This window comes from Paenibacillus sp. PAMC21692 (assembly GCF_014303795.1).
In the GTDB taxonomy this organism is placed as follows: domain Bacteria; phylum Bacillota; class Bacilli; order Paenibacillales; family Paenibacillaceae; genus Pristimantibacillus; species Pristimantibacillus agaridevorans.
The window spans coordinates 1,425,718-1,442,562 of the sequence record NZ_CP060293.1; the positions used below are offsets into that span (position 1 = coordinate 1,425,718).

Annotated in this window: 10 protein-coding genes; 9 read left to right on the top strand and 1 reads right to left on the bottom strand. The window is 52.9% G+C overall.

What is annotated here, in order from left to right; genetic code table 11:
• Positions 1-2: 2 nt before the first annotated feature.
• From H7F31_RS05710 to H7F31_RS05750, 9 genes are all read left to right on the top strand, one after another.
• Entirely contained in the window at positions 3-1,103 is a 1,101-nt protein-coding gene (locus H7F31_RS05710) for a FecCD family ABC transporter permease (protein WP_397373931.1), read from the top strand.
• 38 nt (positions 1,104-1,141) lie between these two features.
• Positions 1,142-1,822, top strand: a complete 681-nt coding sequence (locus H7F31_RS05715) for a response regulator transcription factor (protein WP_187105229.1) — start codon at positions 1,142-1,144, stop codon at positions 1,820-1,822.
• Positions 1,822-3,249 (top strand): sensor histidine kinase, encoded by a 1,428-nt coding sequence (locus tag H7F31_RS05720; RefSeq protein ID WP_187103383.1) that lies wholly within the window; start codon positions 1,822-1,824, stop codon positions 3,247-3,249. Before H7F31_RS05715 ends, H7F31_RS05720 begins: the two co-directional genes overlap by 1 nt.
• A gap of 71 nt (positions 3,250-3,320) precedes the next feature.
• The gene (locus H7F31_RS05725; protein ID WP_187103384.1) at positions 3,321-4,751 is read left to right on the top strand and encodes an aldehyde dehydrogenase family protein; all 1,431 of its coding nucleotides are present in this window, start codon (positions 3,321-3,323) and stop codon (positions 4,749-4,751) included.
• A gap of 1,178 nt (positions 4,752-5,929) precedes the next feature.
• On the top strand, positions 5,930-6,391 hold the full coding sequence (locus H7F31_RS05730) for a CtsR family transcriptional regulator (RefSeq protein ID WP_087570254.1): 462 nt from the start codon (positions 5,930-5,932) through the stop codon (positions 6,389-6,391).
• Between the two features lie 28 nt (positions 6,392-6,419).
• The gene (locus tag H7F31_RS05735; RefSeq protein ID WP_087570255.1) at positions 6,420-6,947 is read left to right on the top strand and encodes a protein-arginine kinase activator protein McsA; all 528 of its coding nucleotides are present in this window, start codon (positions 6,420-6,422) and stop codon (positions 6,945-6,947) included.
• 248 nt (positions 6,948-7,195) lie between these two features.
• On the top strand, positions 7,196-8,266 hold the full coding sequence (locus H7F31_RS05740; protein ID WP_187103385.1) for a protein-arginine kinase McsB: 1,071 nt from the start codon (positions 7,196-7,198) through the stop codon (positions 8,264-8,266).
• 18 nt (positions 8,267-8,284) lie between these two features.
• Positions 8,285-10,750 carry an ATP-dependent protease ATP-binding subunit ClpC gene (gene clpC, locus H7F31_RS05745; protein ID WP_187103386.1) on the top strand — a complete coding sequence of 822 codons (2,466 nt, stop codon included), beginning with the start codon at positions 8,285-8,287 and terminating at the stop codon, positions 10,748-10,750.
• Positions 10,751-11,116: 366 nt separating this feature from the next.
• Positions 11,117-15,736, top strand: a complete 4,620-nt coding sequence (locus tag H7F31_RS05750) for an S-layer homology domain-containing protein (protein ID WP_187103387.1) — start codon at positions 11,117-11,119, stop codon at positions 15,734-15,736.
• A gap of 169 nt (positions 15,737-15,905) precedes the next feature.
• On the opposite strand, the gene H7F31_RS05755 is transcribed toward H7F31_RS05750, so the two are convergent.
• On the bottom strand, positions 15,906-16,814 hold the full coding sequence (locus tag H7F31_RS05755) for a LysR family transcriptional regulator (RefSeq protein WP_187103388.1): 909 nt from the start codon (positions 16,812-16,814) through the stop codon (positions 15,906-15,908).
• Positions 16,815-16,845 lie beyond the last annotated feature (31 nt).

Consider the following 16,845-nt stretch of genomic DNA (forward strand, 5'->3'; position numbering starts at 1 on the left):
ACGTGAACATGAATACACCGATAACAAAGACTGATCAGACGGAACGTGCAGACGAAGCGTTGCCAATGGACACGCGCCCGTATGCAGGAGATGTCGCGAAGGCAACCCGCAGGTCGTGGAGAAAGCTTAAACCTTACGGCCTGATTATCTTTACAGTCCTGCTGCTGGCGGGGCTCGCCTTGTTCTCCGCGATGACGGGCAGTATCAAGGTGTCGTTCGGCGAGTTGCTGAGCGGACTCATGAGCGGCACGAACGAGCAGGTGGGGATTATTAAAGATTTGCGCTTTCCGCGCATTATCGTCTCCATGCTGTCGGGAGCCGCGCTGGCCGTATCGGGAGCGCTGTTGCAGGCCGTTATGAAAAATGCGCTCGCGGAGCCGGGCATTATCGGCATTTCGTCAGGTGCGGGGCTTGTGTCGATCACGGTCGTCACGCTGTTCCCGATGCTCTACTTCTGGTCGCCGTTATTCTCCGTGTTGGGCGGCGCCTTGGCCTGTTATCTGGTCTATTCGCTCTCCTGGCGCACGGGATTGAACCCGCTTCGGCTTATCCTGGTCGGCATCGCGATCAACGCGACGTTTACGGGGCTCGGGCAATCCTTTAATTACCGGGGCAGCTACGCCGTAACAAGCGTCAATCAAGCCATCTCTTCCATCTTCACGATGAAGACTTGGGAGGACGTCCATATTCTCGCTATCTTCGGCGGGATCGGATTGATCGTATCGCTGCTGCTGGGAGGCTGGTGCAATATGCTGGCCTTTAATGACGAGACGGCCCGCAATCTTGGGCTTCGCGTCGTGCGCGTCAGGCTGCTCATCTCGGCTGTGGCGGTACTGCTGGCTTCGGTGGCAACGGCCATCGGCGGACTCATCATGTTCGTCGGTCTGCTCGTCCCGCACATCGGCCGGGCATTGGTAGGCTCGAGCTATAAGCTGCTTATTCCGTTCTCGGCGCTCGGAGGGGCGTTGCTGGTGCTGGCGGCGGACACGATCGGAAGAACGGTATTGGCCCCCGCGGAAATACCGGCTTCTATAATAATGGCGGTCATTGGCGGCCCGTTTCTTATCATCATGCTAAAGAGAAGCGATCGACTGAATAAATAAGGAGCGGCGGAGACGGCCGCGAGCACGGGAGGGTTGGAATACGCATGAAGCAGCTGCTTATTACGGACGATGACTATAATAGCCGCGTCCTGCTGGGCCACTATATGACCAAAGAAGGTTTCCGGGTACTGGAAGCGCAAAATGGTCGCGAGGCGATAAACGTTCTGGAAAATCAGGCCGTGGATCTAGTCATTATGGATATTATGATGCCGGAAGTGGACGGACTGACGCTCTGCGAATATACCCGCAAAAACTACGATATTCCCATCATCATCCTGTCCGCGCGCGACCAGCTCAGCGATAAGGAGCAAGGCTACTTAAGCGGCACGGACGATTACGTGACGAAGCCGTTTGAGCTGCCGGAGCTGCTGTTCCGGGTCAAAGCCCTGTTCCGCCGGTACTCCTTCGCGTCAAGCGACAAGATCCGGCTGAGCCGTCTCGTCATCGATCGTAAAAATTACGAGGTGGTCGACGGGGACGAAGTCCTCCTGCTGCCGCTCAAGGAGTTCGAACTGCTGGCTCAGCTGGCGGAATATCCCGGGCGGGTATTTTCGCGCGACGAGCTGATCCATCTCATCTGGGGCTCCGATTACGGCGGCGACGAACGGACGGTGGATGTTCATATCAAACGGCTGCGCAAGCGGTTCTCGGAGGGTGGCGGAGGTTTCCACATCCATACGATTCGCGGCGTCGGCTACAAGCTCGAGGTGCTGGCTTAATGCGTTCGCTTTATTTTCGCGTGTTCCTGATTACGCTCTATACGATACTCATCAGCAGCTTCCTGGGCTTCTATGTCGCCAACGTCTATTATCATTGGTCGCTGAAGCCCTATCAGGACGAGAAGCTGTTCGGCACGCTTTTGCACTTAAAGGGGCATATCGAGGCGCATCCGGAGGCGATGGGCGATACGCTTAGGGCTTCGGCGGAGCTGGGCTATCAGCTGTACGCGTACGACGAAACGGGCAACGATTTGTATTATGGAAGAGATTTTGCAAAGAAGGATCTGGGTAACGGGGTTAAGGAGCGAGTGCTGGAAGGAGGACAGTACCACGGCATTGCCGGATTCCCGAACAAGGCGTTTTCCTCCGGTTACTTCGACAATACGCTCAGCAATACCGTAGGCGTACAGGTGACGGCGGGAGCCGACAGGTACGCTCTTTTCCTGCGTCACGACAGCAATGTCCACTTCGACGAGCTGCGCACGTTTTTTTTCTTCATGTTCATGTTGACGGTCCTGTTCAGCGTACCTTACTTCATGCTCAGCACGCGATATCTGGTTCAACCCATCGTCCAGTTGAAGGAAGCGACCAAGCGGATCGCCCAAGGGCAATACAAGCTTAGGCTGCCGACCAGGCGGAAGGACGAGATCGGCGAGCTGGCGAGCCATTTTCAGACGATGAGTATGGAGCTGGAACGCGCAGACCAGCGCACAAAGGAATTCGTCGCGAACGTGTCGCATGAGATTCATTCGCCGCTCGCTTCGATTCAGGGATATGCGGATTCGCTGCTCGGCAAGGAGAGCGATCCCGCGCGGGTTCGGGAATACGCCGCCATTATCGGACAAGAAACGCGGCATCTCGCGACGCTAAGCCGTCAGCTGCTGCTGCTCTCGACGTTGGATCATGCCGACCAAACGACGGAGAAGAAGAGCTTCCCGCTTCAGCCGCAGCTGCGCCAGACGCTTCAGTTGCTGGAATGGCAGCTGGCCGAGAAGGAGATAGCCGTGCGGCTGCTGGTGCCCTCCGGCATGGAGGTACACGGCGACGAAGTGCTTCTGATGCAGGTATGGTCGAACCTGCTTTCCAACGCGGTCAAGTATATCCCCGCAGGCCGCTCGATCCAGATTCAAGGCCATATCGAGGACGGTTGCTCCGTGATCCGGATATCCGATACGGGCGACGGCATCCCCGAGGAGCATCTGCCGTTCATCTACGATCGTTTCTACCGCGCGGACAAGGCGAGAGAAAGGAAGTCCGGCAGCACGGGGCTTGGTCTATCCATCGTGCAGCGTATTGTCCATCAGCATGGCGGAACGATCGGCGTGGAAAGCCGTTCAGGCGCGGGAACAACGTTTACCGTGAGTCTGCCGCTTGAATCGAGCAAACAAGTCAACATTCTCCCTTTTAATCCATTTTTTAAATTGTAGGAACGTATCGGGAGCGCCTTCGTTATTCTATGCTTGTGATATAATGCAACAAGAGTAAGGAGGCGGATGAGATGGAAAGAAGGTCGTTATGGATCGGCGGTCGGCGGCGAGAGGCTGCAGCTTATAGAGAATTGAGAGCGCCGCATTCGGGAGAGATCATCTCGGAGGTCGCAGTGGCGAGCCGCGCGGAAACTGGCGAAGCGATCGCTGCCGCATACGCGGCACGGCATTCGATGCGAGCGATGCCCGCCTATGAGCGGGCGTCGATTCTGGAGCGGGTAGCCTCGCTGCTGGGAGAGCGCAGGGAGGAAGCCGCCCGGATCATCGCGCTGGAGTCGGCGAAGCCGCTCAAGTACGCGCTTGCCGAGGTAGACAGAACGGTACAAACGTACAAGTTCGCCGCCGAGGAGGCCAAGCGGCTGTACGGAGAGACGATCCCGCTGGACGCGGCGCCGGGCGGCGAAGGAAGGCTGGCCTATACCGTTCGCGAGCCGCTGGGCGTTATCGGCGCCATCACGCCATTTAACTTCCCGTTGAATCTGGTGGCGCACAAGGTCGGACCGGCCGTAGCCGCCGGCAATACGGTCGTGCTGAAGCCAGCGAGCCAGACACCTCTCTCGGCGTATCTGATCGCCGATTTGTTTCATGAGGCTGGCCTGCCGTCTGGAGCGCTTAATGTCGTTACGGGAGCGGGCAGCGTCGTCGGCAATGCCATCGTGGAAGATGACCGCGTGGCGATGGTGACGTTTACGGGCAGTCCGGAGGTGGGCAAAGCGCTGCGTGCGAAGGCCGGACTTAAGCGCGTCACGCTGGAGCTAGGCTCCAACTCGGCGCTTATCATCGACCGCGAAACCGATGTGGAGAAAATAATTCCGAGGTGTGTCATGGGCGCGTTCTCGAATCAAGGACAGGTATGTATTTCGCTGCAACGGATTTATGTGCATGACGATGTGTACGAGAGGTTCGTGGAGGGTATGCGCCTGGCTGTGATGGGACTACAGATCGGCAACCCGCTGGAAAAGGATACGGATGTCTCAGCCATGATTGCTTCGGTTGAGACCGAACGGGCTTTGCTTTGGATCGGGGAAGCCTTGGAGAACGGAGCCAGACTAATTGCCGGTGGCAAACTTCGCGAAGGCGTTCTGGAGCCGACGGTGCTGGTCGACACGGCTGAGGACATGAAGGTCAGCTGCATGGAGTTGTTCGCTCCAGTGGTCAACATCGGCAAGGTTAGCAGCATGGACGAAGCGATCGCCGCGGTCAATGATTCCCGATTCGGACTTCAAGCGGGCATCTTTACAAACGATATCGGCCTTGCGCTGCGAGCGGCGGACGAACTGCATGTCGGAGGCGTCATCATTAACGACATTCCGACGTACCGAGTCGATCATATGCCTTACGGAGGCGTTAAGGAAAGCGGCACGGGCCGCGAAGGCGTGAAGTATGCCGTGCAGGAAATGACGGAGATGAAGCTGATCGTCATGAATCGCCAGATTTGGTGAATTCCATGTCCTCGAAAAACAGGCCGGACAAGGGCCTCATAGTATAAATAAGGCCAGAGCGCACCAAGCTACATATATAGAGGTGTGCTCTGGCTTTGTTTTTTGTATAGAAAAGTATATGATTTCGCCATGCTTTCTCTATATTTCAAGGAATGAAACAAGCCGCTCCGCCAATGGATGGCGGGAGCCATTTCACCTTGGTCAGGAAAATGTCGCATACAGCGAAACCTAACGGACATGAGCGACACTAAAGCTCGATTTTTCGTTAGAGTAACATTTTAACGGACAAGGGAGGCTCTATTACGAAGAAAAGCCGCGAGATACGGCATGTATGGTGCATATGGAGGCCCGCGTGAGGCTGTCGATTCATTGTGAGTAACGGAGCTGAAACGTTTTGCTTTCGCTAACAGACCTCAGAGCCACTATTTGCAACATTTTCGCGATATTGAAAATCTAACGGACTCAGATGGCGCTATTTGGTGCATTTTCGCCATTCTATGGGGTTTTGACGAAAGTAAGGTCGTCTGTGAGGCTGTCGATTCATTGTGTGCAAAACTGGAAATGAAGCTGCAATCGATCATCGCCAACTTGTTAACGGAAGTGAGGGCCCTTATATGGATCTTTTGGCGTGATTTTAAAATCTACCGGAACTCTGCGACGTTATTCGTGAGAAATCCAGGCAAACCGTGGACTTTTGCCCATCATAAGGGCTGTCAGTTCCATTAGATTTGCACAGTACAGCTTTTTGCTGAAATAACGCCTTTCATTTCCGTTATAGTTGCTCTTGTTCATTTCCTAACGGACACTTGCCCGCAATTTCACCTTTGCACAATGAATAGACAGCCTCTCTGTGTCCGTTAGCGGCAGAAACACTGGATTGCGACTGATTAACGTCTATTCTGTCCGTAAGCGGCAGGGCAGGTCATTTGCGATCGCAATGACCCGTAAGGGAGAACATGTTAGTTTGGGTCGTTTAGCGAGATGGTCGGGATGACATATGCAAGTAGTCAGAAAATTTAAACATTCCATCTTGACCCTCGGGATTTTTTGAGTATAATAAAACTAAAGTCAAAGAAAGTCAAAGTCAACGAGTTGACACTTAACTGTCCTGATGCTCTGCAAATGTAAGTATTGGGGGATTTGGCTTTCTGAAGACGATACTCAGGGAGGTTGGTGATTTGCGTAATATTTCCGATCTCATTGAACATCACCTCAAACAAATGCTTGACGGCAGCGACGAAGGCGCGGTGGAGATTCAGCGCAACGATCTTGCCGACCGCTTCTCTTGTGTGCCTTCCCAGATCAATTACGTAATCAGCACGCGATTTACGCTGGAGAAGGGGTACATGGTGGAGAGCAAGCGGGGCGGGGGCGGTTACATCCGCATTCAGCGAGTCGATCTGCCCGCGCTCAAGAACCTTCAGTACCATATTGAACGAACGATTGGCGACAGCGTCGACCAAAGCGCCGCGGAGGGCCTGATTTATCAGCTGCATGAAGCGGGTATGATTACAGTAAGGGAGTCGAATCTGTTGCGGGCGGCGATCCATCGGGACACAATTGCCCTGGTGCTGCCAATGCGGGATGAGATTCGCGCAAGGCTGCTGAGAGCGATGCTCATCTCATTGCTAGCCAAATAGGGAATAGCGGAAGGGAGGGACCGAAGCTTTGTATTGCCAAGAATGCGGCAAGAAGCCGGCTACGCTTCATTTTACGAAAATCGTAAACGGCGAGAAGACGGAATTCCACATCTGCGAAGGCTGCGCCCGCGAACGGGGCGAAGGCATTCCGGGTTCACCGAACAGCTTCTCCATCCACAGCCTGTTATCGGGACTGCTGGACTTTAATGCAATAGGCAACTCGGCATCGGCTTTGTCCGGTGCTCCTCAGCAGCCGATACGCTGCGAGGAATGCGGTCTAACGTATACGCAATTCAGCAAGATCGGCCGATTCGGCTGCAGCTCCTGTTACCAAGCTTTTTCGGAACGTCTGGATCCGCTTTTGAAGCGGGTGCACAGCAGCACGACGCACAACGGTAAAATTCCGAAACGTTCGGGAGGCCTTATCCAATGCAGGCGCGAGATCGAACGATTGCGCAAGGATCTGCATACCCATATCGAGCAAGAGGAATTCGAAAGCGCGGCAACTCTGCGCGACGAAATCCGCGAGCTGGAACGCAAGATCGCTGAGATGTAGATTGAAGCAACATCGTAATGGCAGTCGGAGCTTCTGAACCACCACAAAATGAAAGTTCAAAAGGTTCGATTGGCAGTACCGAGAAGGTTGGACGAAGTCGAGGCCTGAGGATCGGAGCGTAGCAGAGCTACGTGAGAACCGGAAGGACCGGCTGAGTTCAAGATTTGACGTCGAGTAAGCTTCTTGAAAAATCATCGTAATGACGATTGAAGCTTTTGAACCACCTTTAAAGGAAGGGTGTGAAGGGGTTGACAGTACATCGCTTCTCCCAAGACGCTCTGAGCGACTGGATGCGGACATTGGGTCCGGACTCCGACGTCGTGATCAGCAGCCGGGTGCGAGTGGCCCGCAATTTGCGGAAGCAGCCGTTCCCGATGCTCGCTACGAGCGCCCAGGCGAATGAAGTGCTGGAGCAGCTGGCGGATGTCAGCAAGTCGGGCAAGCTGGACGAAGTAGGCTCCTTCGAGACGCTGCTGTTATCCGAGCTTAGCGAGTTGGACAAACGAGTGCTCGTGGAGAAACATCTTATCAGCCCGAATCTGGCGAACGAGTCTCGCGGCGGGGCCGTCGTGCTCAGCGAGAACGAATCCGTCAGCATTATGATTAACGAAGAAGACCATCTGCGCATCCAATGTTTATATCCCGGTTTCCAAATCGGCGAAGCATGGGCGTTGGCAAGCGGAATTGACGATATTTATGAAGAAGTGGCGGATTATGCCTTCGACGAGAAGCGCGGTTATCTGACGACCTGTCCGACCAACGTCGGAACGGGGATTAGGGCATCGGTCATGATGCATCTGCCGGCATTGGTATTGACGCAGCAGATTAACCGAATTTTGACTGCCGTAACGCAAGTCGGTCTTGCCGTTCGCGGCCTCTATGGAGAAGGCAGCGAAGCGTTAGGCAATCTGTTCCAGATCTCGAATCAGATTACGCTCGGTCAGTCCGAAGCGGAAATCATCGATAATCTGCATGATGTAGCCAAACAGATTATCGAGCATGAACGGGCGGCGCGCAAACGTCTTCTGGCGGAGTCCAGACTGCGAACGGAGGATCGCGTCAAGCGTTCCTTCGGCATTCTGTCCCACGCGATCATTATGGACTCCAAGGAAGCCGCGCAGAGGCTGTCGGACGTTCGTCTCGGCGTCGATCTGGAGCTGTTGCCGGACGTAACGCCGCAGGTGCTCAACGAGCTGCTCGTCATGACTCAGCCAGGTTATCTGCAGCAGACTTTTAATGAAAAGATGAGTACCGAGCAACGCGACGTAAGACGCGCCGAGCTCATTCGGGAGAAACTGGTTGCTCAAATCCAAGATTGATCATGGGGGTGCAGGAATATGATGTTTGGAAGATTCACGGAACGTGCGCAGAAGGTGCTGGCACTGGCTCAAGAAGAAGCGGTGCGGCTAGGCCATAACAATATCGGAACGGAGCATATTCTGCTCGGTCTCATTCGCGAAGGCGAAGGCATCGCGGCGAAGGCTCTAATCGGGCTTGGTCTCGGCCTCGAGAAAATTCAGGATGAAGTCGAAGCGCTCATCGGACGCGGACAGGAACAACCGAACAACATCGCTTACACGCCGCGTGCCAAAAAGGTCATCGAGCTGTCGATGGATGAAGCCCGCAAGCTGGGCCATACTTACGTTGGAACGGAGCATATTCTGCTCGGCCTCATCCGCGAAGGCGAAGGCGTGGCGGCACGAGTGCTGAACAACCTCGGCATCAGCCTGAACAAGGCGCGTCAGCAAGTGCTGCAGCTGCTTGGCAGCAGTGAAGCGGTATCCAGCAACCATGGCACGCCTGCCAATGTCAGCACGCCGACGCTGGATGGCCTTGCAAGAGACTTGACCGCTTATGCGAAGGAAGGCAATCTCGATCCGGTCATCGGTCGGAGCAAAGAGATTGAGCGCGTTATCCAAGTTCTTAGCCGCCGGACCAAAAACAATCCGGTTCTCATCGGCGAGCCGGGCGTCGGCAAAACGGCGATCGCGGAAGGACTCGCGCAGAAAATCATCGCCAACGAAATTCCCGAGACGCTGCGCGATAAACGAGTGATGACGCTGGATATGGGCTCCGTTGTCGCGGGTACAAAATACCGCGGCGAATTCGAGGATCGTCTCAAAAAGATCATGGATGAGATCCGCCAAGCGGGTAACATCATCCTGTTCATCGACGAGCTTCATACGCTCATTGGCGCAGGCGGCGCGGAGGGCGCGATCGACGCTTCCAATATTCTGAAGCCGGCGCTTGCCCGCGGCGAGCTGCAGTGCATCGGCGCGACGACGCTGGACGAATACCGCAAATACATCGAGAAGGATGCCGCGCTCGAGCGCCGTTTCCAGCCGATCACGGTCGACCAGCCTTCCGTCGAGGAAGCGATCCAAATTCTTCACGGACTGCGCGACCGCTATGAAGCGCATCACCGCGTAAAAATTACCGACGAGTCCATCGAGCAAGCGGTGAAGCTGTCGGATCGTTACATTACGGACCGCTTCCTGCCGGACAAAGCGATCGACCTCATCGACGAGGCGAGCTCCAAGGTAAGACTGAACTCCTACACCGTACCGCCGAATCTCAAGCAGCTGGAGAACCGTCTGGAGGATATCCGCAAGGAGAAGGACGCCGCCGTCCAAAGCCAGGAGTTCGAGAAAGCGGCCGCGCTTCGCGATACGGAACAGAAGATTCGCGAAGAGCTGGACGTCACGAAAAATCAGTGGAAAGAGAAACAAGGCCGCACCGATTCCGAGGTTACGCCCGAGGATATCGCTCAAGTCGTGGCGAGCTGGACCGGCATCCCGGTCAGCAAGCTGGCGGAAGAAGAGACAGAGCGCCTGCTTAAAATGGAAGAAATTCTTCATGACCGGGTAATCGGTCAAGAGGAAGCCGTGAAGTCGGTATCCCGCGCGATTCGCCGCGCAAGAGCCGGACTCAAGGATCCGAAGCGCCCGATCGGCTCTTTCATCTTCCTTGGTCCTACGGGCGTCGGCAAAACAGAGCTGGCCCGCGCGTTAGCGGAAGCCATGTTCGGCGACGAAAATGCGGTTATCCGCATCGATATGTCGGAGTATATGGAGAAACATTCGACATCCAGACTGGTCGGAGCTCCTCCGGGTTACGTCGGCTACGAAGAGGGCGGACAGCTGACCGAGAAGGTTCGCCGCAAGCCGTATTCCGTCGTGTTGCTTGACGAGATCGAGAAAGCCCATCCGGAAGTATTCAATATTCTGCTTCAAGTGCTCGAGGATGGACGTTTGACGGATTCCAAAGGACGCGTCGTCGATTTCCGCAACACGCTGATCATCCTGACGTCCAACGTTGGAGCGGATCAAATCAAGAAAAACTCGTCGCTCGGATTTACCGCCGTACAAGATGCGGGCCGCGACTTCATCGTGATGAAGGACAAAGTGATGGCGGAGCTTAAGAAGAGCTTCCGTCCGGAGTTCCTGAACCGGATCGACGAATCCATCGTCTTCCATTCTCTCGGCGAAGAGCATATTGCCCGGATCGTGACGCTGATGTCCGACGAGCTGCGCAAACGTCTGAAGGAGCAGCAAGTCGACTTCACGCTGACGGAAACGGCGAAGAACTTCCTCGCGAAGGAAGGCTATGATCCGCAATACGGCGCGCGTCCGCTGCGCCGCGCGATCCAGAAGCATATCGAGGACCGTTTGTCCGAGGATCTGCTGATGGGACTCATCCAGAAGGGCGATACCTTCGTTATCGACGAGAAGGATGGGGCGCTAGTCGTCACGAAGCAGCAGCAGCCGGCTGAAACGCAAGAAGAAGAGCCGACTACGAAATAAAAAATGGCAAGTCGAATCATCGTTGATCGATGACGGCAAATGCAAAAGGAAAGCATCCTCTGCTTACGAGGATGCTTTTTTATTTATTTTTAAAATTTCGAGATGGAGTATGTCTACCGTCTCGTTTTTTTATTTTTCTCTCATTCGTCATGTGTCGTAGACGTCGATTTTGAACTTTTTGGTTAGGTTGTAGAGAAAATGTTTAGTTACGTAAATTATTTTAGATTATGCATGTTAAGCAACTGGGAAATTACAGAAATAGGAATTGGATCAACAACTTGTTTAGCGCAGGAGTGGTGCAATGATCTGATAACTTAAGTCAATAACGGAGAAGAGAACGAACGAAGTACAAAAAGTACAATACGATTGTTAGCGAGAATAGGAGTGACAACGTTGAAGAGGTTTAAATCAGGAATAGCTATCGTTTTATCCTTTGTTTTATTGTTCGGAATAGGGTTGCCTGGAATGAAAGTGGGGGAAGCGGAGGCTGCTCCTCCTACTTTGAATTTGGGCGATGTTTATTACGCGGAGGGTTCTGGTCCAGTTCCACTTTCCACTAATTTGGTGTTGGACGGTGAAGGTATTTATTCAGGTGGTTATATTGAGTATACGCTTCAAGACGCTGAGCCAGGAGAAACCTTGACTTTGCCAACTGTTACGGCTGCGGTTAATACACTGGGAGAAGTGTCCATTGTAGGAACCGAAGTATATCTGGGAACGGGTTCCAGTGCCAAATATATTGGTGATGTGAGACCCATTAATGATGGAACGAAAAAGGGATTTCGCATCGAATTCCCTGACCAAGGTGTATTGATTGATAATGGTGGTTTCGAAGCAATCTATGAAGAAGATTTTAGTAAACCACTAAACTGGACTATTAATAGAAATGCAGTACCATTGGGAGCTCAAGCAACCAAGACACAAGGAAAACCAGTCACCAGTAGTGCAATCGCTGGTACTAGTAAGCATTTAATTAGTGGTAGTGATTATTCCTTTGTCTCCGATTTCAGTTATACAGCTAAAGATGCGAATAACGTTAGTAGAGATATTACTGCATGGGGCACAGAGGGAAAAGAGTATCCATTGAAGAGCGGCGCAACGTTTAATGCCGAGGTTGTAAATCAAGCTGCAGATGGTACTCCATTTGATTCGAATGTTCTAAGACTTTGGTTTTCAGGAAATTTAGATAGAACTGCTGGAACGCCATACGGCAGTACTTTCGGTCCTGAAGCATACAGCCCAATCTTCAATGCCAAGGCAGGTGCGGCGCTAGCCTTCAATTGGAGTGCAAAAGACGGCGGTGACCATTATGAAGTTTATGGTTTTCTAGTTAATAAAGATACCGGCGCTGTAACCGAACTGATGTACGGACGTGGAGCATCTCAGGAGTTCATTACTTCTTTCGGCAGAGTTCCGGCAGATGGAGAATATCAATTCCGCTTCGTTGCAGGTTCTTACGATAAAACCGGTGGATTGGCAGTAGGTGCTTCTCTATATATTGACGATATTAAGGTCTATGAAGATTTTCCCGATGATGCGGTATTGGAGAAGCTAGGTGCGCTCGTTAATTATGAAAATAGCGACGACGCAGCTACTTGGGCGACCGAGTATAGTGATTTGAATCGGACTGTAACAGTTGAAGTCCAAAACATCAACGGCCCGACCGAGAAAGACAGCAAAAACTTCAACATACAATTGGAACCCCAATTGAGGCTGGAAAAAGTATCTGTAGATGCAAGCAAACCAACCGAAGCTATTTTGGAGTTTAACTTGCCCGTGAATGGAGCTTTAGACGAAGATGATTTTATTGGATTTACAGTGAATGGGTACGAAGTTATTGATGTAATTGCCCCCATTAACGGCAATCTCGTAACTGTAGTCCTCGAAGGACCTATTGGGCCTGGAGAGATCAAAGTTCTGTACGATGGTTTGGGCAATATTCCGTCCAATAATGCACCAGCTAATTTACTCAAGCCAATCGGCGAAGATGATTTTGTAGAAGAGCCTTCTGATAACGGAGTCACCCAGCTTGTGCTGGAAGATGTTATCGTGGACGGCAATGGTTCAGCCAACACGGCTGTCCTGGACTTTAACAAGTCGGTAGCTGGAGCCGGTTTGGTAGAAGGCAGCAAGATTCCTGGGTTCACAATCGGCGGCAAGGAAGTAACGGTGATCGCTATCGGCGTTGGTGATGGCGATGATGAGGACTTGAGCAAGGTTGTCGTTCAAATCGATGGGGCGTTCGTGTCTGGCGGTGCCGTAGCATACGAGCCGGAAAGCGGCGCGGGCATCGAGGAAAACATCAACTCCAACAATAAGCTGGGCCCAATCGATGGCGATTCACAACCCGGCCTGATTGTTGAGGAAGATGCTCTTGTCTTGGTGAGCGCGGTGGTGGCCGATGCAACGCCAGATCAAGTCACGCTGACGTTTAATCGCCCTGTGGACGATGAAACGATTGATTTCTCCGGATTTACCGTCAATGGGTACGCCATCATAAGCAAACTCTCAGTTAATGACAACGATAACGTCATTGTGCTTCAGCTTGAAGAGAAGCTCGGAGCAGGCGGTCTGAGCGTTCTGTATAATGACGAAGCTGGCAATGTTGGAACCTACTTCAACCCGGATACGAATCTGCTTGGAGAGATCACTGATACGAATCAACCGAATACTGCGGTTAATGGAGTTGTCGCGCTTCAATTGATCAAGGTTACTACAGTGCTGGACGAACCGAATCAATTAAAGCTGAAATTCAATATGCCAATCTCGAACGAAAGTCTGACGGCCGAAGAAGCAATTGCCGGGTTCCTGATCGGTGGGGACAAGCCAGTCAACTTTGTTTCTATCAACGAAACAGGTGATGAAATCATCGTTAGTCTGGAAGCACCGTATGAGGCCGGCGATCAAATTTCGTATGACGATACGACAAGAACGATAGTCGATGCGGACAATGCCAACAATATGCTGGGACCCATTGCAGGCTCAAATATTCCGTTGGTCAGCGGAAAGCTTGATGGCATCGAACTGGCGAATGGCGCCGAAGCAATCGATTTGTCTCCGGCATTCAACCCGAACCGCAACGAAGGTTATATGGCGGTTGTGCCGAACGAGGTGACAAGCGTGTCGGTTGATCCTACTGCGTACAATCCAGATGAAACAATCTCGAAGGTGTACCTGGAAGATCAATTGATTGAACCTGTAGACGGAGCTTGGGACAATGTGGGTGAGCTTAAGGAAGGACCAAATGTCATTACAGTACAAGTGTACGACAATAGCGATCCGGAACTGCCCATCCAGATCGAAGAGTATACGATCACAATCGTACGCGCCACAGGCAAGCTGGCTTCGCTCGTTCCATCCGACGGCACGCTGGATCCGGTATTTGATGCAAATTCCGAGGGTGTATATGAGATCGGAGTGAACTATTACGTTTCAGAGATCCAACTGACGCCGACGGCTATCGACCCTGGCGCGAAGATTACGATGAGTATCAATGATGGCGAAGCGATCGATGTGGAAAGCGGTTTGGCAAGCGAAGACCTGGCGCTTAAGATAGGTCTCAACACGATTCTCGTCACGGTGACGGATTCCAATAATCAAATCAAGACTTATACGGTCGAGGTCAGAAGAGCCGATTACCCTTACGTTCCGACGACTCCTCCCAAGCAAACCATTACCATTGACGTAGTGATTGGCGGAGACAATGCGGCGGATATCGTGAAAGTGGACATTGAACGGACGACGCATCCGAATGGCCGGATTACGGACCAAGTAACCTTTACACCGGAGAAGGCGAAGGAATCCGCGGAGAAAGCCGCAGCAACGGGAGAAACGATTGCGCGGATGATGATTCCGGATCCCGATGACAAAGTAAGTGAAATCAAGGTGGATGTAACGAAAGAAACATTGAAGATCCTGCAAGAAAACGGTCTGGATCTGGAGATCTACAGCGATCACGGCATTATTCGATTGCCACATTCTTCGATAAGCGGATTGGCGGAGTCATTCTACTTCCGTTTCGTACCGGTCAGAGATCCGGCGTTGCGCAGCGAAGTAGAAGAACGCGCCCGCACCGAGAAGATCGTACGCGATATGGCTGGCGATAATACAATCGAGGTCGTAACCCGTCCAATGACGATCGAGACGAATCTTTCGAGCCGTCCGGTTACGCTGGTACTTCCTTTGCGGGATGTAACGCTGCCAAGCGGAGCGAAAGCACGCGAGAAGTTCTTGAACGAATTGTCGATTTTCATTGAACATTCCGATGGGGATAAGGAGCTTGTAAAAGGCCAACCTGTTACTATGCCTAACGGTGAACTTGGCTTGCAGTTCGGCATTACAAAATTCAGTACATTTACAATCGTTCATGCAGATTCGTCTGTCGAAAGCCATGATAAATACATCAACGGTTTCCCAGATGGCACATTCCGTGCGGAACGCGGTCTTACCCGCGCGCAATTGGCAACGATACTTGTTAACCTTGATGCGGCAGGCGACGTGGCTGGAGTGGGTTACCCCGATGTTTCTGCCGATCACTGGGCCTCCGATGCGATAAAGCGGGTGCAAGCTGCCGGCCTGATGGAAGGTTACCCGGATGGCACGTTCCGTCCGGAGCGGATTCTGACTCGCGCAGAGATGGCTACGTTTGCGTTCAACTTCTTGCAACTGACTAAGGCGAACGACAAGCTGTATCCGGATGTAGCGGACTCCCACTGGGCGCATGACATCATTACCGCATTGACTCAGGAAGGATTGATGGGCGGCTACCCGAACGGGACGTTCCAGCCTGAGAAGGATCTTTCCCGCGCCGAGGCGGTTAGTCTGATCAATCGCTTGTTCGATCGCGGCCCGTTATACGGCGTATCCGGCTCCATCTGGTCGGATGTGTCCGAAGGTCATTGGGCATTCCATGACATTATGGAGGCATCCCAAGATCATGACTATGTGATTCGCGCCGAAGGCGGAGAAGAGCTGGCTTCCAACTAAGCGAATGCGATCAAGCATGGTCAGAATAGTCATGAATTGAAGTAACAGCAACAAGAAGATGCAGTCGTCCCGTAATGGGATCGGCTGCATCTTTTTGTTGATGTCCCGGATTGGGCAGCAATGAAGCTCGAAATAAGTTTTCGATAGGATCGGCTTGCGTGCCGGATCGTTATTTCTGCAGGGGCTTTTGATCCCCAAAATGGTTGGTTATAAAGTCGGCGAACAGACGGGCATTATGCGGCAACTGCTCGTCGGCGCGACAGACGAACGAAATATAGCGGCGGTTGAGGTAATTCGGCAATCGGAACTGGATCAGCTCGCCGGCCGCAACCTCTTTAATGACGCTGCGCTCCGGCAGCACCGCAATACCCAAGCTGCATTTGACCGCTTCCTTCATCGTTTCGATGGCGCCGAGCTCCATGGAGTGGTTGAATATAATTTCCGTCTGGTTCATCCATTCCTCCGTCAGCGTGCGGGAGGTAGAGCCGGGTTCATGCAGCAGCAGCCGCTCCCCTTGCAAATCCTCCGCTTCTATCTCCCGCCGGCCCACCAGTCGATGGCCGGGAGCGACAACAAGCCGCAGCTCATCCTCCAACAATGGCTGTATGGACAAGCCGGGTTCCGGCGTATTCGGAAGCGACACAACCGCGGCATCCAGCTCGTAATTGCGCAGCATGGCCATAATGGTGCCCGCCTTTTTGACGGTCAACTGCAGCTGAATACTCGGGTACTCCTCCTGGAAGGCGGAGAAGAAGGCAGGCAGCAGATAGGTGGCCGGCGTATAGCTAGCGCCAAGCTTTAATCGTCCGCCGCCCCTATTATGCAACTGCGCGGCATGCTCCTCCAACTCGCCGCCAAGGAACACGATCCGACGAATATAGGGGAGCAGCTCCAGCGCGGCTTCCGTGGGCCGCAGCTTCCGCGACGTCTTGCGCACCAGCTCGAGTCCCAGTACCTCCTCCAGCTTGCGCAAATGGAAGCTGACCGTAGGTTGGGTGAGTCCCAGCTTCTCCGCAGTTTCCAGCAATGTTTTGCCTTTGCATATTTCCAATAACACTTTTAATTGTTGAATAGTCATATCATCACCTCATCCCCTCCGAATATACATT

What these genes read in the sequence shown, in the direction of transcription:
- H7F31_RS05720 (WP_187103383.1), top strand. Translation starts at nt 1,822, where the DNA reads ATGCGTTCGCTTTATTTTCGCGTGTTCCTGATTACGCTCTATACGATA.
- H7F31_RS05725 (WP_187103384.1), top strand. Translation starts at nt 3,321, where the DNA reads ATGGAAAGAAGGTCGTTATGGATCGGCGGTCGGCGGCGAGAGGCTGCA.
- clpC (WP_187103386.1), top strand. Translation starts at nt 8,285, where the DNA reads ATGATGTTTGGAAGATTCACGGAACGTGCGCAGAAGGTGCTGGCACTG.
- H7F31_RS05755 (WP_187103388.1), bottom strand. Translation starts at nt 16,814, where the DNA reads ATGACTATTCAACAATTAAAAGTGTTATTGGAAATATGCAAAGGCAAA.